Consider the following 18,913-nt stretch of genomic DNA (forward strand, 5'->3'; position numbering starts at 1 on the left):
CTACGCAGGCACTCAGACGGAGCCGTCCGATGAAGCCGATTCGTTCACTTGTGATGATTGCGCTGTTGCAGGCAGCACTCGCGCATCCGGCTAGCGCCGACGATCTCGCGCGGATCAAGGCATCGGGCGTGTTCCGGATCGGCACCGAAGGTACGTACGCCCCGTTCACCTACCACGACGACGCGGGCAAGCTGACCGGCTTCGACGTCGAGCTTGGGAGCGCGATCGCGCAGCGTCTCGGCGTCAAGCCGCAATTCATCGAAGGCAAATGGCAAGGACTGATCGCCGGTCTCGACGTCAATCGCTACGACGCGGTGATCAACGAGGTCGCGATCACCGACGAGCGCAAGCTCAAATACGATTACTCGGACCCGTACATCACGTCGCACGCGGTGCTGATCGTCGCATCGGGCAACACGACGATCAAATCTTTCGACGACCTGAAGGGCCGCAAATCGGCCAATACGCTGACCAGCAACGTCGGCAGGATCGCGGCCGCGCACGGCGCGCAGGTGATTCCGGCGCAGGGCTTCGACGAATCGATCGAGCTGCTCCTCGCGGGCCGCGTCGACGCGACCGTCAACGATTCATTGTCGTTTCTCGACTACAGGAAGCGCGAGCCCGAGGCGAGGATCAAGGTCGTCGCGGTCGATACGTCGCCCGATAGCAGCGACAAGTCGGCCGTACTGATCCGCAAGGGCAATCCGAAGCTGCGCCTGGCGATCGACGACGCGCTCGCCGGCATGAGAAAAGACGGTACGTATCAGCGGATTTCGCTGAAGTACTTCGGCCGGGACGTGTTTCATTGACCGTCGGCCGACGTTGACGCGGATAAATCCACATTAAAAAAGAAGGGGCGTCGAAACGCCCCTTCTTGGTTGTCGTCAGCCCGTCGAACCTGCGGCGTGCCGCACGTTCAACGCGGCAGACGCTGGCCTCACACCGTCGCGTCGCTCAGCGCGGCGTCGAAGAAGCGCTCCTGGGCATCCGTGTTCACGCGTGCATACGCGCGGTTCACGCCGCTGATCACCGCGCGGATCGACGCGGTGATCAGGTTCGCATCGACACCGACGCCGAACGCGCTGCCGGCCACATCGGTGCCGGCCATTTCGGCGATCGCGATCGCGCGCGCATCGGCGCCCTGCGTGAGCGCGCGTTCCTCGTAGTGCTGGATGCGCACGGGCACGTCGAAGGCGTGCATCAGCGCGTCGAGCGGGCCGTTGCCGGCGCCGCCCAGCACGCGCGGCGTGCCGTTGATTTCGACGTTGAGCTTGATGTGCTCGCGGCCGTCATGCTCGGACAGGCTGTGGCTGATATAGCGGACCGGCTCGGCCGTGCGCACGTATTCCTGCTGGAACAGTTCCCAGATCTGCGCGGGCGTGACTTCCTGGCCGCTCTGGTCGGTGAAGCGCTGCACGGCCGAGCTGAAATCGACCTGCAGGCGGCGCGGCAACACGACGCCGTAGCTCTGCTCGAGCAGGTACGCGATACCGCCCTTGCCCGACTGGCTGTTCACGCGAATCACGGAGTCGTAGGTTCGGCCGAGGTCGCTCGGATCGATCGGCATGTACGGCACTTCCCAGATCGCGTCCGGCTTCTGCGCGGCGAAGCCCTTCTTGATCGCGTCCTGGTGCGAGCCCGAGAACGCGGTGAAGACGAGATCGCCGACATACGGATGACGCGGATGCACCGGCAACTGCGTGCATTCCTCGGCCGTGCGCGCGACTTCGTTGATGTTCGAGAAATCGAGCTCGGGGTCGACGCCCTGCGTGTACAGGTTCAACGCGAGCGTGACGAGGTCGACGTTGCCGGTGCGCTCGCCGTTGCCGAACAGACAACCTTCGACGCGATCCGCGCCCGCCATCACCGCGAGCTCCGCGGCCGCGACGGCCGTGCCGCGGTCGTTATGCGGGTGGACGGAGACGATCAGCGAGTCGCGGCGCGCGAGATTGCAGTGCATCCATTCGATCTGGTCGGCGTAGACGTTCGGCGTGGCCATTTCGACGGTGGCCGGCAGATTGACGATCGCCTTGTGCTCGGGCGTCGGTTGCCAGATGTCGAACACCGCGTCGCAGACTTCCTTCGCGAATTCGAGTTCGGTGCCGCTGAATACTTCCGGGCTGTATTGCAGCGTGAAGTGCGTGTCCGGTTGCGCGTCGGCGAGACGTTTCATCGTGCGCGCGGCCTTCTGCGCGAGTTCGATCACGCCGCTCCTTTCGAGGCCGAACACGATCTTGCGGAATTCCGGCGCGGTCGCGTTGTACAGATGGACGATCGCGCGCGGGGCGCCGCGCAACGATTCGAAAGTACGCTCGATCAGATCGTCGCGCGCCTGCGTGAGCACTTCGATCGTCACGTCGTCGGGAATATGGCCGCCCTCGATCAGCTCGCGCACGAAGTTGAAATCGGTCTGCGACGCCGACGGAAACGCGACTTCGATTTCCTTGAAGCCGATCTGCACCAGCGTCTTGAACATGCGCATCTTGCGCTCGGCGTTCATCGGCTCGAACAGCGCCTGGTTGCCGTCGCGCAGATCGGTGCTCATCCAGATCGGCGCGCGCGTGATGGTGCGCGACGGCCACTGGCGATCCGTCAAATTGATCGGCTTGAACGAACGGTACTTGGTAGCAGGGTTTTTCAACATTTTCATCATCCGGGGGAGAGACCGTGGAATGGGTGTCGACCGGACGACGAAAACGCGATACTGGGCCGCCGGTCGGAAACCGGGGCTGGGTCAGTTACTGGGGATTCAAGCGATGCTTCGGTGTATCAGAGAGAAGCGGACGCGCGCAGCAGCAGACCTAGCCCGGTAGAGCGGGCTAGTAGTAGCGATAGGGTGGTCTGGGCGCGGTACATAGTGCGCAATAGGAACATATTATTGAGAAAGCGTCAAGGGCCGAGGTGGAGTGGGCCGCGGCCTGCTCGGCTGCAGAAGGGGGCGAGCGGCCGCTCGTATGGAAGGTGCCGTGGGACGCTCGCGCGGCACTCGATTCAGGGGTGAGCTCACTAGGCGTCGTCAATTCACAGAGCAGGAGGTGAACATGAAAAGGGTAGCGAAGATATCCAGCCTCGCGAGGATCTGCGCGTGCGCGGCGTTGGCATGTGGGTTCGTCGGGCAGGCCGGCGCGCAGGGGCTCAGCGCGCAGAACGACATGAACGCGCCGCAGAACAGTACGCGTCTGATGCCGCAGGCGGCGCGCGGCAGCGAGTATCCGACGCATGGCAACCAGCAGGCGGGCGAGCTGAATCTGAATCCGACCGATCCGCGTGCGCAACTGGTCAACGGCTTGCCGAACAACGCGAGCGCGGGCGGCTATGGCGCGCCGCTGGCGGGCCTGCGTACTTACGTGCAACCGACCCAGCCGGCGAATTGAGACTGGCGAAGCAGGATCGGCAGACGAAGACTACGACGCTGAAGGCGGCAAGCTGAAGCCGGTGCGTGCCGCGCAGTCTTCGTCGACGCCCCGCGTTGATCACGCGCCGGACAAAAGTCGCAACGTATCGCTGTTCACAATCACCGATACGCCTATCGTGAGGAGGATCAGCGGCAGCAGCGCCGAGCCGTAGCGTCGGATCGGCGCGCCGAGCAACGGGTGGTCGACCAGCCATGCCGCGCCCGCGCACCAGAGCCCGATCATCACGACGAACACGAGCGAAACCAGCGCGTTCTCGGCGGGCGTACGACTCGCGTACAGCGGCACGTAGACGGCGAGGTTGTCCGAGCCGTTGGCGATGGCGACGCTCGCGACGGTCCAGCTCGATGAGCCGCGAACGGATGGCGGAGCGCTTGCGCGGCTGTCCTCGCTATCTTCGCTGGCGTTGCGCCGCGCGTGGCCGGGACCGAAGCGCTGCCAGGCCTTGTGCAGGCCCACGACGATCGGCAGCAAGCCGAGCAGGCCCACATAACCGGCCGGCAGGCGCGTGAGCAAGGCCGCGAGCACGAGCGCCGCGGCGACGAGGATCAAAGAGCCCGCGTACTGTCCCGCAACCACGCGGCGCCGCTCCACGCCCGTTTCGGTCAGAAAGCCGAGCAGCACGAACAGGTTGTCGATATTGGTCGCGGCGTAGGCGACGATCGCGAGCAGGACGAGGCTGAGCATGAAGAAGCCGAGATCGTTACCGGGGGTAGAGTCGTTTTGAATTCGCCGCGCAATGTGGGCAACCGGGCTGCCGGCTGCGCCATCGAGCGCGCGACCGGTCAACACAATGCCGATGCGCCGCATCAAGGTCAAGCGGCAGGCGGCCGCTAAGCCGGGCGATGGGGTCGTAAGCTACAATGACCGAGGCCTGGAACAACGGAACATCGATGAAGATTCGCCTTCTCTCTATCGCCTGTGTCGCGAGCGCCGCGGCGCTGCTGGCGGCCTGCACGATCGGTACCCGCAACTCGGGCGCATGCGAACAATTGATGCGCAGCAAGCTGGCCGAGGCGTCGTCGGGGATGTCGTCGGATACGCTGCGGGTCACGCATCGCGGGGCCGCGATTCGCGGCTCGCGCGTCGTGGTGGAGGGGACGATCGAGCATCGGCTAAGCGCGTCCGAGGTGGCGGTCTCTGCGCCGCTCGCGGCATCGGCATCGCAAGCGGCGACGGACGTCAGCGTGGCCGCGAAGCAGGCCGAGCCGAAGAGGGTCAGCACGCCGGCCGCCGCCGAGTGCACGTTCCACGGCGAAGAGCTGGACGTATTCCGCTGGCTCGCGCCGGCAAAGCTGGCCGCGCCGGCCGCGCAACCGGCCAGCGCGGCGGGCTGAGTTCCCGTCCGCGTCTCGCGCCATCGCTGCGCATCCAACCCAATCAATCTCAGAACGCGTAATACGGCCCCTGGCCGGCCGACGTATTGCGCGCCGCAATCGCCGTGTAAATGCGTTTGCCGTAAAAGAACGGCAAGCCCCAGCCGAAGCCCTGACTCGAATTGCCGGCGAGATTGTCGAACGCGTTGTTCGACGATGAGAACAGCGTGCTCGAATTGGCTATGTCGAATGACACCGTGCTCGACACGCCATCGATGCCGGAGATCGACGCGCTCGCCGACTGCGTCGAAGTCGGGCAGTACCAGAAGCCGCACAACGGGAACTGCGTCGAGTGGAAGAACAGGCCGTTCGAGCCGCTGTCGAGATAGCTCACCGCATAGGTCTGACCGCCCGAGTTCGTCGTCACGTAGCCGGTCGCGGCGTTCGCCTTCAGGACGTTCGGGCTCGTCAGCGTGTTGTTCGACTGGGTGCCGATGCCGAAGATCAACGAGCCCGACACGCTGGCCGCGCCCGCATCGGCGACGGCCGGCAGGTCGATCACGACGCCGTTGTTGTCGAGCGGGAAGCTGCTGACCGGGTTGGTCACCTGCTGTGCGAGCGGCTGCGCGGTTGCGGTGCAGCCGCTCGTCGTGCAGCTGTAGTACCAGCGCGGCAATGCGGAGTTCGAGCAGCCGTTGCCGCAGTCGACCGGGAACAGGCCCACGCCGAGGATCCCGTTCGAGTGCAGGCTCGACACCGTCAGCAGCGACGCGCCGGAGTTCGCGCAGTCGGTGGGTGCAGCGGGCAGCGCACTGTCGGCGATTACCTGGATCGGAATCGATGACGCCTGTTGGCCAGCCATGCGTACGTCCGCGTTGCGGATCGAGCCCCACGCATAACCGCTGCCGAACACCGCGCATTCGGCGCTCACGCCGCCGCCCGCGGCGATGCTCGGCAGCGACAGGGTCGTCGGCAGCGCCGATGCGAGGATGCGCAGGCCGTTCGAGCCGGTGTCGACCTGGATGTCGTCGATCGTCGCGCAGTTGCTGGTGCCGGCCTGGCAGACGGTGACGCTCGTCGTCAGCATGTTGCGCGTACTGCCGGGCGATACGCCGACCGTGACCAGTTGCACGTTGGGCGTGGTCGATTGCGGCACGTTCGCGCTCTGCGTCGTGTTCGACGCGCTCGTGGAACTGGTCGACGAGGTCGGCGCGGTCGCGGACGGCGTCGAGCCCGAGCCGGACGAGCTGGACGAGGAACTGCCGCCTCCGCCGCCGCAGCCGACGAGGGCCGCGCAGACGATCAGAAGCAGGGCATGGAAACGCAAGGCGGATTTCATGGCGTGGCGATCCGTCGGGTGGAACTCAGGCGTGAAGGGGGCGCGAGCGACGCGTGCGGGGCGCACGCGTTACTGGATGTCGTCGGAGGTGACGCCGGCGGGCAAAGCCGCCGGCAGCCACGCGCGGCCGACGTAGCCGCGCATTGGTCCGCCGGACTCGACGATCACGTCGGCGCGCGTGACCCGCGACGAATGCAGATTGCCGCTGCCGGCCGCCGCCGCGGCGCCTGTCTTGTACGAGTCGCCGTATTTGCCGAGTAGCGCGTGCAGATCCGGCATCGTCGGGCCTTGCCACGCGTAGGCGACGATCAGGCCGGTGCTGGTCGCGTATTCGATGATGGTCGTATTGCCAGCGTCGGTCCACGTGCGCTCGCGCAGTGCGCCATTGAGCAGCGTGCGCGGCGCGCTCGCGCCCGACACCGCCTGGTTCGGCATCGTGCCGCCCAATTCGGCATGCGCGCCGAAGCTCGCGCAGCACGCGACGACGGCGATCGCCGAGGCGATCGCGGATGGATTGAGACAGGACTGGGACATGAGGCCTTCCTCGTTTGGCGCCGGATTTTTTATTGAGATAACTCGATTAATCTAGCGCTGGTTTTTTCTGGTCTTTGCACATCGCGGCGGACAGGACCGCGCGCCATGTTTAAAAACAAGCCGCATGCAGACCGGAAGCCCTTATTCGGCGGGCCTCCGGCAAAGACTTGGGAATACTCCCAAGGTCAACCCGAAAGTGTTATTGAGTGTTAAATTTACCTCATAAGAAGGCAAATAGCATGATGGGCGCGGACTTTTTTCCCGTGGTCGCTTCGTAGCCGTGGCATGTGGCGATTCGCGGGCAAACCCCAGTTTTTGCACAGGCCTCGCCGGGACCGGTAAAATGTTGGGTTGATCCACGGAAACTTGCCGTGGCGTAGCGGAAGGATTCCCCGAACATGACTGATTTTCGTCTCACCAAGCGGTTTGCAGTAATGCTCATGGCAGGCGGGCTGGTCGCCGGCTGCGGCACCTCGTCGCCGACCAAAATCGACTATAGGAGCGACTCCCGTTCGAAGCAGGTATCGCTTGCCGTACCGCCGAACATGATCGACGAGACGGCCGATCAGCGTTCGCTGCCGCCGCAGGGCGGCGAAACCTCGCTGTCCACGCTGAAACAGGTGCAGGCACAGGCGCCGGCCGGCGACGCGGTCGCGGTCGTGCCGCCCGTCCAGGGCATCCACATCCAGCGCGACGGCACCGAGAGCTGGCTCGTGATCGACAACAAAACGCCCGATCAGGCCTGGCCGCAAATCCGCCGCTTCTGGCAGGAGCAGGGCTTCCTGCTCGTCGTCGACCAGCGCGACAAGGGCGTGATGGAAACCGACTGGAACGAAACCCACGCGCAGATCAACGACGGCTTTATCCGCAACACGCTGTCGAAGGCGATGGGCAACAGCTACGTGAGTTCGGAGCGCAACAAGTTCCGCACGCGTCTCGAAGCGGCGCCGAACGGCGGCACCTATGTGTTCGTCAGCCAGAAAGGCATGCGTGAGGCGATCACCGGTACGAACAACGAGTCGACCCAGTGGCAACCCAAGCCGAACGACCCGGCGCTCGAGGAGGAATACCTGAAGCGCCTGATGGTCTCGCTGGCGCGGGCCGATTCGGGTAGCAACGCGGGTGGCACACAGAACGCCGAGCTGTCGCCCGCGGGCACGCAGATCGCGCCGAACGCGGCGACGGCGGGTGCGAAGTCGGCGACGGCCGCCGTTGTCGCGCAGAACGTCGCTCTCGCGGCGCAACCGCCTATGCCGGACGCGGATTCGGCCAACAACACGTCGGCGCAGCTCTCATCGACCGAACTCACACTCGCCGAGCCGTATGACCGCGCGTGGCTGCGCGTGGGCCTCGCGCTCGATCGCAGCAATTTCACGGTCGACGATCGCGACATGAGCCGCGGCCTCTATTTCGTGCGCTACGTCGATCCGAAGGATATGTCGTCGGCCGAGCAGGGCTTCTGGAGCCAGGTCTTCCACGGCAAGAAGGAGAAGGTCGCCAGGCAGTATCGCGTGAACGTGCGCGCCGTGACGCCGAACCAGACCCGCGTGGCCGTGGTCGACGACAAGGGTCAGCTCGACGAAAGCTCGCAGGCCAAGCAGATCATGAGCCTGATGGCCGACCAGCTGCACTGATACGAGAGCCTCGCGGCCGACGCCGCCGGTTCGACGAAACCGCCCGGAGAAATCCGGGCGGTTTTTTTTGACTATGCATTTGACGCGCGAACGGCGCGCGCGTGAGCCGATGTAACGTGACCGGATCGGCAAGCCGCGACCCGACGCGGTTGCCGATTGACTCCGTGCGCTCAGGTATCCGCGCGCCGCGTCCCCATCCACGGCAAGCGCTTGACTACGCCGGTCGCCAACGCGGTGCCGACCAGAATCACCGCGCACCCTTCGAGCATGCCGGGCGACACCGTCTCGCCGAGAAACAACGCGCCCCACAGAATGCCGAAGATCGGAATCACGAAGGTCACGGTGATCGCGCGCGTCGGCCCGGCGACTGCGATCAGATGGAAGAAAAGCATGTACGCGATGCCGGTACAGGCGACGCCGAGCGCGATCACCGCGCCCCACGCGCGCAGCGAGATCGGCGCGGCGGGCCAGTAGATGACCGCGAGCGGCAGCAGCACGATCGTCGCGCCGATCATCGTGCCGGTCGCGACGGTCAGCGCGTCGACGCCAGTCAGGTGACGCTTCGTGTAGTTGGCGGCGATGCCGTAGAGCAGCGTGGCGCCGAGCGCGGCGCCGGCCGCGAGCGCGACGCTCAGCGGCGAGGCGGCCGAGCCGGCCGGCGCCGCGATCTGATCCCACACGAGCATCAGCACGCCGAGAAAGCCGACCACGAGACCGAGCGTGCGCAGTGCGCTGAGCCGGTCGCGCAGCCACAGGAAGCCGACCAGCGCGCCCCACAGCGGCGCGCACGCATTGATCACCGACGTGACGCCCGCCGACAGTGTCAGCTCGGCATACGCGAACAGGCAGAATGGCGCCGCCGAATTGACGATACCGACCACGAGCAGCGGCGCTGCGTGCGTGCGCAACACGGTGGCGGACTGTTGCAGCGGCCGTCGCGCGATCAGCACGATCGCGAGAAAGAGGGCGCCGATGCCGACGCGCAGCGCCATCAGCGGCGCGACGCCGAAGTCGGTCACGCCGACGCGGATGAACAGGAACGATGCGCCCCACAGGGCAGCGAGGATCAGCAGTTGCAGCAGGTTTCTGGTTTTCATTGGAATGGCGCCGCGCGCAGTTGAGTCGGGACGCCAGCTCATCGTAACAGTGCGATCGCGCGAATCGTTTCAGTACAGGATGAAACGGCAAGATCCGGGAGACGGCCGCGTCCGGTGAGGTAGATGGTAAGCGCTGCGAGGGCGCGCGCCAAACGAGCAATTCTCGCCGATATGTGAGAAAAATTGCGATCGGCGGAACGGCAGTGGGGATGGGATCGGAAACGGCGCCCGCGATGCGCGGGCGGCCGTCCGAAAAGATGTGAATTGCATTGCACCGTTACTGGCGCGACCTCAATGCGGAATCATCCATTGCAGGACGTTCTGCTGCGCCCAGACGAGCACGCCAAGCAGCACCGTCAGCAGAATCGAATGTTTGAAGGTCTTGGCGAACACGACACCTTCCTTGCCCTTCAACTCGGTGGTCGCGACGCCGGTCGCGATGTTCTGCGGCGAGATCATCTTGCCCATCACGCCGCCCGACGAGTTGGTCGCCGCCATCAGCACCGGATTCAGATTGAGCTGGTTGGCCGCGACCACCTGCAGATTGCCGAACAGCGCATTGCCCGACGTATCGCTGCCCGACAGGAACACCGCCACCCAGCCGAGGAACGCCGACACGAGCGGAAACAGCGGCCCGACCGACGCAACGCCGAGACCGAGCGTGTAGGTGAGTCCCGAGTAGTTCATCAGGTAAGCGAGGCCGACGATCGTTGCCACGGTCAGGATCGCGATGCGCGTTTGCACCCACGTATCGGAGATCGCCTTGCCGAACTCGGCGGGCGAGAGCCGTACGACGAACGCCGTGATGAGCGCGGCGACGAGGATCGCGGTACCGGTCGCGAGCGGCTGGAAGTCCCAGACCGCGCCGTACGGCGTGTTGTAGAGCGTGATGAACACGGCCTTGTCGAGACCGGGCCACGACACCTTGATGTCGCCGATCGTGAAGATCCTCGCGATCGTCCAGATGATCACGACGACCGACACGATGATCCACGGATACCAGCCCTGTGCGCCGCCGATCTTGCCGCGCACCTCGCTGATGCGATCGACGTTGACCGCGAATTTCGGATCGACGGCGGGCTTCCAGACGCGCAGGAAAGCAACGGTGAGGATCAGCGAAACCAGCGACGACAGCACGTCGGTCAGGCTGTAGTTGATGAAGTTCGAGACGACGAACTGGGTCAGCGCGAAGCTCAGGCCCGCGACCAGCAGCACCGGCCAGATCCGCAGCATGTTGCGAAAGCCCGCGTACACGGCGATCACATAGAAGGGCAGCAGGACCGCGAAGAAAGGCAATTGCCGCCCGACCATCTTGCCGAGCACATCGGACGGCAGATGGGTGACCGCGCCGAGCACCGTGATCGGCACGCCGAGCGCGCCGAACGCGACCGGCGCGGTGTTGAAGATCAGCGTGAAGGTCAGCGCTTCGAGCGTCGGAAAGCCGAGCATGATCAGCAGCGAGCTCGTGATCGCGACCGGCGTGCCGAAACCCGAAATGCCCTCGAGCAGCGCGCCGAACGAAAAGCCGACCACGACGAGCACGATGCGCCGGTCGTTCGGCAGGTTGTCGATCATCCACAGGCGGAAGGCCTCGAAGCGTCCCGAGCGCTGCGCGATGTTGTACAGCAGGATCGCGGTGACCACGATCCACATCACTGGCCAGATCGCGAACACGACGCCAGCCGCGACCGAGTTGAACGCGAGCCCGACCGGAAACTGCCAGACGAAAATCGCCACGATCAAACCGATGATCAGTCCCGCGAGCGACGCTTGCCACGCGGGCCTGCGCGCCCAGCCGAGCAGCGCGAGCACGGCGATGATCGGCAGCGCGGCGACGATGAACGACGGAAAAAGCGAATTGCCAACCGGAGTGAGTAGTTGATGAAACATTACGTCTCCTTCGTTGTTGTGTAATTCGACGCGGGGGATTGCGCATGACGGCGCGTCGCTCTGATTCGGCGGACGCTCGCAAGTGGCCTCGACAAAGCGGCGTCGCGCGATTTAAGCGGGTGCTGCATGAAACCTTCCAAGGATAGAGCGCCTTACCGGCGCGTCAAGCCGGGAAAGTACGGGCGGGGTATGCGCGGTGGAGGGCGATACGCGCGGAAAAACGACTCATGAAGAAGCGCGCGCGCCGGCAGTTGAAGTGCCGGCGCGTGCACGCTCCGCGACGAAAGAGGACAGGTCAATGCGAGTGGCCGCCCCCATGACCGCCCCAATGGCCGCCCCAATAACCGCCAATGCCGATCGCAATCGACGGTCCGTAGTAGGCGGGGTAGCCGTAATAAGCGGGATAAGGATAAGCCGGCGGCGGATAGTAGGCGGGATAAACCGGCGGCGCCGCATAACCGGGCGCGGGGACCGCATAACCGGGCGGCATGTCTTGCGGTGCGACCTGCATTTGCGCCTGGGCTTGAGGCGGCTGCTGTTGATCGGTCGCCGGCGCGGTTTGGTCGGCTGTGGTCGCGGGCGCGGTCGAATAGTACGACGGGTAATAGCCGGCGGGATAGTAGCCGGCGGGGTAATAGCAGCCTGCCAAAAAGAGACTCGAGGCGAGCACGCAAATCGCGGTGGCGGGACGCGCGAACCTCGCGGAAAAACTGGACGAATCGCGTGGCGTCGAGAGGCGCACCACGCAAAGATGGGTGACGACGCGGGACTTCATGGCGCGCTCCTCGATGAACCGATGCCGCCTTGCGCGACGTCGTTACGAGGAGCTTACGCTCTTGCCGCGGCAGCGCTGTGGCAAAACTGCAACCGCATATTTCAGCCTATTTCCACGCGCGTTGTCGGGACGAGGGCGCACCGCATCCGCCGCCCTCGGCAGTCCGGATCGTGGTCCGAAAAAATCGTTTGCTGTCCTGTATGAATCGTTAGACGCGTCATCGGACGCAACGCTCACTTGCCGCTCACTTGCCGACCTGGTTACCGATGACACCGCCTACCGCCGCGCCGCCCAACGTCGATAAGCCGCTGCCACCGATCGCCGCGCCAGCGGCGCCGCCGACACCCGCGCCGATCGCGGTATCGCGTGTGCGTGGGGACATGTCGCCGCATGCCGCGAGACCCGCGACAAGTGAAAGGGCGGTTGCGACCGTACCAAGACGAGTACCGAGATGACGGATCGATTTCATGATGCTGACTCCGCTCGTTGTTGGAAACAGATGTTTCCCTTCTCTTAGCACGCAACGTGCCTGCTCGATGCGGTGGAAAAGAAAAGCCCGCCATGCCGGCGGGCTTCGATACTGCAGTGCCGGTTAGCGCGAATCGCGCAATCCGCTCATTGCCGCTGATAAATCTCCGCGCCTTGCTTCATGAACTCGATCGACTTTACTTCCATGCCTTTCTTCAGCGCTTCGTCGTCGGTGACGCCTTGTTGCGCGGCGAACTCGCGTACGTCCTGGGTGATCTTCATCGAGCAGAAGTGCGGGCCGCACATCGAGCAGAAATGCGCGACCTTGGCCGAATCCTTCGGCAGCGTTTCGTCGTGGAATTCGCGCGCCTTGTCCGGGTCGAGACCGAGATTGAACTGGTCTTCCCAGCGGAATTCGAAGCGCGCCTTCGACAGCGCGTTGTCGCGCACCTGCGCACCCGGATGACCCTTCGCGAGATCGGCGGCATGCGCGGCGAGCTTGTACGTGATGATGCCGGTCTTCACGTCGTCCTTGTTCGGCAGACCGAGGTGTTCCTTCGGCGTCACGTAGCACAGCATCGCGGTGCCGAACCAGCCGATCATCGCGGCGCCAATGCCCGACGTGATGTGGTCGTAGCCCGGCGCGATGTCGGTGGTCAGCGGCCCGAGCGTGTAGAACGGCGCTTCGTCGCACCAGTCGAGCTGCAGGTCCATGTTCTCCTTGATCAGCTGCATCGGCACATGGCCCGGACCTTCGATCATCACCTGCACGTCGTGCTTCCACGCGATCTGCGTGAGTTCGCCGAGCGTCTTCAGCTCGCCCAGTTGCGCTTCGTCGTTCGCGTCGTAGATCGAGCCGGGACGCAGGCCGTCGCCGAGTGAGAAGGCCACGTCGTAGGCCTTCATGATTTCGCAGATCTCTTCGAAATGCTCGTACAGGAAGCTTTCCTTGTGATGCGCGAGACACCACTTCGCCATGATCGAGCCGCCGCGCGACACGATGCCGGTCATCCGGTTCGCCGTGAGCGGCACATATTGCAGACGCACGCCCGCGTGGATCGTGAAGTAGTCGACGCCTTGCTCGGCCTGCTCGATCAGCGTGTCGCGGAAGATTTCCCAGGTGAGGTCTTCAGCCTTGCCGTTGACCTTTTCGAGCGCCTGATAGATCGGCACCGTGCCGATCGGCACCGGGCTGTTGCGGATGATCCATTCGCGTGTTTCATGAATGTGCTTGCCGGTCGACAGATCCATCACCGTGTCGCCGCCCCAGCGGATCGCCCACGTCATCTTGTCGACTTCCTCGCCGATCGACGATGTCACCGCCGAGTTGCCGATGTTCGCATTGACCTTCACGAGGAAGTTGCGGCCGATGATCATCGGCTCGCTTTCCGGGTGATTGATGTTGTTCGGGATGATCGCGCGGCCGCGCGCGATTTCCTCGCGCACGAATTCCGCAGTGATTTCGGTGAGGCCGTTCGGACCGAACGCGCTCGCGCCGAATGCCTGGCCGGGGTGCTGACGGCCCATCATCGCGGCGAGCTTCGCGCCGTTCGGGCCGCTCGTCTTCAGGGTCTCGAGGTACTCGGCACGGCGCTGGTTTTCGCGAATCGCGATGTATTCCATTTCCGGCGTGATGAGGCCTTGCTTCGCGTAGTGCATCTGCGTCACGTTCCTGCCGGCGATCGCGCGGCGCGGCGTGCGATGCAGTCCCGGAAAGCGCAGCTGCGCGGTGGCCGGATCGGCGGCGCGCTCGCGGCTGAAGCTGCTCGACAGACCGGTCAGCGGCTCGGTGTCGCCGCGCTCCTCGATCCACGCCTCGCGCAGCGCGGGCAGACCCGCGCGGATGTCGATCCTGGCGTCCGGGTCGGAGTAGGCGCCCGAGGTGTCGTACACGTAGATCGGCGGATTCTTTTCGCCGCCGAAGCTGTCGGGCGTGTCGGCCTGCGAGATTTCGCGCATCGGCACGCGGATGTCGGGGCGCGAGCCGGTCACGTAGACCTTGCGCGAATTCGGCAACGGCGCGACGGCGGCCTCGTCCACGTGGGCTTCGGCGGAAATAAACTTCGGGTTGGCGTTCATGTAAGTCTCCGTACAAAGTGGGGCGGCTAAGCAGGAGACCGAGATGGAAGTAGTCGGAAAATCGCGCAGAGGTGAGGCCCTTGAGGCTGGAGCGAAATCCGTACGCTTCCCTGCGCTGGCATTATCCAGATCAGGTTCAAAGGGTATTTCTCACCCACGCAACACGGACCTCCAGCTCCGCGCTACGCAGGACCCCCGCGTTAGCAGCGCACACGATACACCGCCCGCCCGCGGTTTGGCAACCTGTCTGAATGATTCAAAAAACTGGTCCGGATGAAACCCCAGACATCTCCTATGCTTGATTCGAGACCGCATCGGACAGGGCAACTTACAGCGAGGGAACGGCTGCCTTACAGTGAAAAATCGTCGGCGGCTTCAGGCTGATACAGGATTTTGTCGAGCTTGAGCACTTTCTGATCGCCGCTGGGTGGCGTGAAGCGGATGCTCTCGCCGCGGCGCGCGCCGAGCAGCGCGAGGCCAGCCGGCGAGAACACGTTCAGGCGCCCTTGCGCGAGATCGGCGTTGGGCGGATAGACGACGGTCCACGTCATCTGTTCGCCGCTCGCCGCGTCGCTCAGCGTCGCTTGCGAGTTCATCGTGACGACGTCGGCGGGGATGTCGTGCGAGTCGACGATCACCGCGCGTTCGAGCACATCGTCGAGCATGTGCTGCAACTTGGCGTCGGTGGCCGCGTATTTCTCGAGGCGGGTCACGTCGAGTTCGGTCAGGTAGCAGGTTTTGATCTTCTTCATCATCAGGACTCCGGATAAGGCGGTCATGGATGGCCGCGTGCAACGACCCATGGGGTGGTCGGCGGATGAGTGGACGAATGGGAGAGCCCGGTGCCCGGCGACGCGGCCCTGGGAATTGGCGGACTGCGTCAGCGAGGGCGCCGGGCGGCGTGAAGCGGGACCGTTCGGGACGTCTCGCCGGGGCCGTGCGACGCGACGCCCGCGCGCGCGCACTCGCCTGCGCGGCATGGGCGCAAGCGGGCGAGAGCACGGAAAGTCGGACGACGCAGAGAAGTCACGGGCAAAACGACCAGGTGTTGGGGAAGAGCGATCGAGAGGCGCCGGGCGACAAAGCGTGAGGCCGCGCGGCAGCAGCGAGACGAAAGTTTGATGGTAGCACGCTGTCTCACGCAGTTCCGTTTGCGACGTCGCGCCCGTCGATTGACCGTTTTTGTGCGGTGCGAGAAGAAAGCGGTGTGGTCCGCATTGCGTTCAAGCCAGTCAGAGGATTGCCGTTAAACAAAGTGCAGCGAAGGCCGCACTCCGGCGAAGCGATTCGCGGGATGGCGCGTGAATGGCGCGAGGCGACTCGCGCCGATTGACAAAGAGGTGCACATGAAAGCGGAAAGCAGGCGGTGGCGAACGTTCGGTCGCACAGTCGCGGTGGTGGCATTGCTCGCCGCGCCGCTGGCGGCGCCGGCGGCATCGACGGTGACGGGCGGCGTGATCCGGTTCGTGGGGATGATCGTTGCACCGCCGATGCAGATCAGCGTGGATACGGCGCCCCCAGGCGTCGCCGTCGGTAGCGCGAGCGTGGCGGGTCAGCGCTTCTCGCGCACGGTGACGTTCAGCGCGCCGCCGGGCGTCGTCAGCGGGGCCGATGTCGCGCTCGAAGTGAACGGCGGCACGCAGTCGCGCGATCTGGTGGCGGCGCGTTTCGTCGATGGCACCGGGCGCGTCGCGACGGCCCGCGACGGCCACTACGCGGTCGATCGCGCGGGCGGCGTGCTGTCGCTGAACGCGAAGCGCACCGATACGGACACGCGCGTGACGGTGGTGGTCAGTTACGACTGAGTCGCGGGCGAGCTTTGGCTGGCTCATCCCGCGCCGGAAAAAAAATTAAAAGAGGCTTGTCATAACCGGCCGCGCGGCTCGACAAACGTGCAGATTACGATCGGAGCACGTCATGTCGACCGCGCACAATCGCTCGATACTTCAGCGCTTTACGACTTTTTCGACGCCCGCCGTCGGCCTCGCGCTTTTTCTGCTGAGCGGTTCCGGGATCAGTGCGGCCGACGCGGCCGGGCCCCTATGCGCCACGCACAGCCCCGCGCACCGCGTCGCGCTCGTCGAGCTGTACAGCAGCGAGGGCTGCGATAGCTGCCCGCCCGCCGACCGCTGGCTCAGTCAATGGAAAAGCAACGGTGCCGCGCACGGCATCGTGCCGCTCGCGCTGCACGTCGACTACTGGAACAGCCTCGGCTGGACCGACCGCTTTTCCCAGCATCGCTTCACTGAACGTCAGCAAACGCTGACGCGTCTCGCGGGCGCGCACACGCTCTATACGCCGGAAGTGTTCGTCGCGGGCCGCGAGCTGCGCGACTGGTCGCAACGCGACAGTTTCGAGCGCCGCATCGACGAGCTCGTCGCCGAACCCGCCCAGGCGAGCGTCGCACTTGCGCTGAGCCCGCGTGCGCCCGGCGCGTTCGATGTCGATGCGCAGTTCAGCACGACGGCAGCCGCCGCCACGGGTGCGTTGAGCGCCTATCTCGCGATCTATGAGAACGCGCTGACGACGCAGGTCGGCGCGGGCGAAAACCGCGGCGCGACGCTGCATCACGAGCGCGTCGTGCGCGCCTGGTTCGGGCCCGTGCCACTCGTCTCCGGTCACGCGCGGATTCATCAGGACATCGATGTACACGCTGCGAGCTTCGATGCGCAAGCCGATCCGGGCGCCAACGCCGCCGGCCGCTTCGGCGTGGTCGCGTTCGTCGAAAGCGACGCGAGCGGCGACGTGCTGCAAGCGACCGACCTTCCCGCGTGCCGTTGATCGACATCGCGCGCGCCGCATTCACTACCGCTGCTCGAGGAGAGCCCCATGTCCACACCCCACGCCTTGCGCCCCAGCGCACCCGCCGCGCCCACCGCGCCGAAGCGCGGCGTCATTCATCCGCTGTGGCTGCGCATCACGCATTGGCTGAATGCGCTCGCGGCGATCGTGATGATGCTGTCGGGCTGGCGCATCTACGACGCGTCGCCGATCTTCCCGGCGTTCAGCTTCCCGACCGCGATCACGCTGGGCGGCTGGCTCGGCGGCGCGCTGCAATGGCACTTCGCGGCGATGTGGCTGCTGGTGTTCAACGGCCTCATGTATATCGCGCTGAATCTCGCGAGCGGGCGCTTCGTGCGCAAGTTCCTGCCGCTGACGCCGCGCGCGGTACTGCGCGATTTCGTCGCCGCGTTGCGCGGGAAGCTGTCGCATGGCGATCTGCGCGTCTACAACGCGGTGCAGAAATTCGCCTACCTGTTCGCGATCGCCGATCTGATCGTGCTCGTGCTATCGGGGCTCGCGATCTGGAAGTCGGTGCAGTTTCCGCTGCTGCGCGAACTGATGGGCGGCTACGACAACGCGCGCATCGTGCACTTCAGCGCGATGTCGCTGCTGGCCGCGTTTCTCGCCGTGCATCTGGCGATGGTCGCGCTCGTGCCGCGCTCGTTGCTCGCGATGTTGCGCGGACGTTGAGCCCGCGGCTACCCACGCGCATGCTCACGCTCATGAAATCGCAACGCGAATTCCAAACGGATACCGAATCATGAACAAGCCGATAGAGAAACCAGCGGACCCATCCGCACATCGTGTGAGCCACAAGCTCGACCGCGCGTCGATCCTGCTCGATGCGAAGCGCGAACTGGCGATGCCGTCGCGACGCCTGTTCGGCCAGCAGCTCTTGACGCTCGGCGGCCTGTCGATGCTGACCGGCTGCTCGCTGACCGACGACGCTTCCGTGAATCGTTTCCTCACCGCCGTGTCGCGGCTGAACGATCGCGCGCAGGCCGCGCTGTTCGATCCGAAGCAGCTCGCGCCGACCTACACCGAAGCGCAGATCACGCGGCCGTTTCCATTCAACGCGTACTACGGCATCGACGACGTGCCGCACGTCGACGGCTCAGATTATCAATTGAAGCTGAGCGGTCTCGTAACCGGCCAGCGCGTGTGGACGCTGCCCGAGCTGTACGCGCTGCCTCACGCGGAGCAGATCACGCGACATATCTGCGTCGAAGGCTGGAGCGCGATCGGCCGCTGGGGCGGCACGCCATTCGGCGATTTTCTGCGGCGCGTCGGCGCGGACACGACGGCGAAGTACGTCGGCTTCAAATGCGCGGACGACTACTTCGAAAGCATCGACATGCCGACCGCTTTGCATCCGCAAACGCTGCTGACGTTTTCCTACGACGGCGAACGGCTGCCCGCGAAATACGGCTACCCGATGAAGCTGCGCATGCCGACCAAGCTCGGCTACAAGAATCCGAAGCACATCGTCGAAATATTCGTCACCAACACGTATCCCGGCGGCTATTGGGTCGACCAGGGCTACAACTGGTTCGGAGGCTCCTGACGCATGCGGGCGCACGCGCG

At 64.8% G+C, this 18,913-nt stretch carries 18 protein-coding genes and 1 riboswitch; of the genes, 8 read left to right on the forward strand and 10 right to left on the reverse strand.

Annotated features, from left to right (window positions below):
• Positions 1-29 precede the first annotated feature (29 nt).
• Positions 30-809: an amino acid ABC transporter substrate-binding protein gene (locus OKW30_RS05960; RefSeq protein ID WP_429346249.1), complete on the forward strand. Its 780-nt coding sequence runs from the start codon at positions 30-32 to the stop codon at positions 807-809.
• Between the two features lie 128 nt (positions 810-937).
• Here the strand turns inward: OKW30_RS05960 and leuA are convergent, their stop codons facing one another.
• Positions 938-2,644, reverse strand: a complete 1,707-nt coding sequence (gene leuA, locus OKW30_RS05965) for a 2-isopropylmalate synthase (protein WP_429346250.1) — start codon at positions 2,642-2,644, stop codon at positions 938-940.
• A gap of 397 nt (positions 2,645-3,041) precedes the next feature.
• On the opposite strand from leuA, the gene OKW30_RS05970 reads away from it, so the two are divergent.
• Positions 3,042-3,374 (forward strand): hypothetical protein, encoded by a 333-nt coding sequence (locus OKW30_RS05970; RefSeq protein WP_184071067.1) that lies wholly within the window; start codon positions 3,042-3,044, stop codon positions 3,372-3,374.
• 99 nt (positions 3,375-3,473) lie between these two features.
• Here the strand turns inward: OKW30_RS05970 and OKW30_RS05975 are convergent, their stop codons facing one another.
• Entirely contained in the window at positions 3,474-4,100 is a 627-nt protein-coding gene (locus tag OKW30_RS05975) for a cadmium resistance transporter (protein ID WP_187626691.1), read from the reverse strand.
• A gap of 206 nt (positions 4,101-4,306) precedes the next feature.
• Here OKW30_RS05975 and OKW30_RS05980 point away from each other — a divergent pair, with 206 nt between their 5' ends.
• A complete protein-coding gene (locus OKW30_RS05980) occupies positions 4,307-4,750 on the forward strand; it encodes a hypothetical protein (RefSeq protein ID WP_429346251.1) in 444 nt (147 codons plus the stop codon).
• A gap of 49 nt (positions 4,751-4,799) precedes the next feature.
• Here OKW30_RS05980 and OKW30_RS05985 read toward each other — a convergent pair whose 3' ends face one another.
• On the reverse strand, positions 4,800-6,068 hold the full coding sequence (locus tag OKW30_RS05985; RefSeq protein WP_187626586.1) for a DUF3443 domain-containing protein: 1,269 nt from the start codon (positions 6,066-6,068) through the stop codon (positions 4,800-4,802).
• Between the two features lie 69 nt (positions 6,069-6,137).
• Positions 6,138-6,602 carry a DUF2844 domain-containing protein gene (locus OKW30_RS05990; RefSeq protein WP_429346252.1) on the reverse strand — a complete coding sequence of 155 codons (465 nt, stop codon included), beginning with the start codon at positions 6,600-6,602 and terminating at the stop codon, positions 6,138-6,140.
• 398 nt (positions 6,603-7,000) lie between these two features.
• Here OKW30_RS05990 and bamC point away from each other — a divergent pair, with 398 nt between their 5' ends.
• A complete protein-coding gene (bamC, locus tag OKW30_RS05995; RefSeq protein WP_184071057.1) occupies positions 7,001-8,236 on the forward strand; it encodes an outer membrane protein assembly factor BamC in 1,236 nt (411 codons plus the stop codon).
• 170 nt (positions 8,237-8,406) lie between these two features.
• Here the strand turns inward: bamC and OKW30_RS06000 are convergent, their stop codons facing one another.
• The 6 genes from OKW30_RS06000 to OKW30_RS06025 form a co-directional block, all read right to left on the reverse strand.
• On the reverse strand, positions 8,407-9,333 hold the full coding sequence (locus tag OKW30_RS06000) for a DMT family transporter (protein ID WP_260336569.1): 927 nt from the start codon (positions 9,331-9,333) through the stop codon (positions 8,407-8,409).
• 291 nt (positions 9,334-9,624) lie between these two features.
• Positions 9,625-11,223, reverse strand: a complete 1,599-nt coding sequence (locus tag OKW30_RS06005) for an L-lactate permease (RefSeq protein ID WP_429346253.1) — start codon at positions 11,221-11,223, stop codon at positions 9,625-9,627.
• Between the two features lie 295 nt (positions 11,224-11,518).
• Entirely contained in the window at positions 11,519-11,998 is a 480-nt protein-coding gene (locus OKW30_RS06010) for a hypothetical protein (RefSeq protein WP_187626590.1), read from the reverse strand.
• 244 nt (positions 11,999-12,242) lie between these two features.
• On the reverse strand, positions 12,243-12,467 hold the full coding sequence (locus OKW30_RS06015) for a glycine zipper 2TM domain-containing protein (RefSeq protein ID WP_184071049.1): 225 nt from the start codon (positions 12,465-12,467) through the stop codon (positions 12,243-12,245).
• Positions 12,468-12,613: 146 nt separating this feature from the next.
• The gene (gene thiC, locus OKW30_RS06020; RefSeq protein ID WP_184071047.1) at positions 12,614-14,545 is read right to left on the reverse strand and encodes a phosphomethylpyrimidine synthase ThiC; all 1,932 of its coding nucleotides are present in this window, start codon (positions 14,543-14,545) and stop codon (positions 12,614-12,616) included.
• An 89-nt stretch (positions 14,546-14,634) separates the two neighbouring features.
• Positions 14,635-14,752: riboswitch (TPP riboswitch) on the reverse strand.
• A gap of 143 nt (positions 14,753-14,895) precedes the next feature.
• On the reverse strand, positions 14,896-15,297 hold the full coding sequence (locus OKW30_RS06025) for a GreA/GreB family elongation factor (RefSeq protein ID WP_429346254.1): 402 nt from the start codon (positions 15,295-15,297) through the stop codon (positions 14,896-14,898).
• A 594-nt stretch (positions 15,298-15,891) separates the two neighbouring features.
• Here OKW30_RS06025 and OKW30_RS06030 point away from each other — a divergent pair.
• The 4 genes from OKW30_RS06030 to OKW30_RS06045 all read left to right on the forward strand — a co-directional run bounded on the left by OKW30_RS06030 (position 15,892) and on the right by OKW30_RS06045 (position 18,893).
• Positions 15,892-16,350 carry a hypothetical protein gene (locus OKW30_RS06030; protein ID WP_187626591.1) on the forward strand — a complete coding sequence of 153 codons (459 nt, stop codon included), beginning with the start codon at positions 15,892-15,894 and terminating at the stop codon, positions 16,348-16,350.
• 112 nt (positions 16,351-16,462) lie between these two features.
• Positions 16,463-17,326, forward strand: a complete 864-nt coding sequence (locus OKW30_RS06035; RefSeq protein WP_429346255.1) for a DUF1223 domain-containing protein — start codon at positions 16,463-16,465, stop codon at positions 17,324-17,326.
• A 48-nt stretch (positions 17,327-17,374) separates the two neighbouring features.
• The gene (locus OKW30_RS06040) at positions 17,375-18,019 is read left to right on the forward strand and encodes a cytochrome b/b6 domain-containing protein (protein WP_184022043.1); all 645 of its coding nucleotides are present in this window, start codon (positions 17,375-17,377) and stop codon (positions 18,017-18,019) included.
• A gap of 70 nt (positions 18,020-18,089) precedes the next feature.
• Positions 18,090-18,893, forward strand: coding sequence for a molybdopterin-dependent oxidoreductase (locus OKW30_RS06045; protein WP_184071041.1), 804 nt, complete (start codon positions 18,090-18,092; stop codon positions 18,891-18,893).
• Positions 18,894-18,913 lie beyond the last annotated feature (20 nt).

Source organism: Paraburkholderia sp. Clong3 (assembly GCF_050436485.1).
In the GTDB taxonomy this organism is placed as follows: domain Bacteria; phylum Pseudomonadota; class Gammaproteobacteria; order Burkholderiales; family Burkholderiaceae; genus Paraburkholderia; species Paraburkholderia tuberum.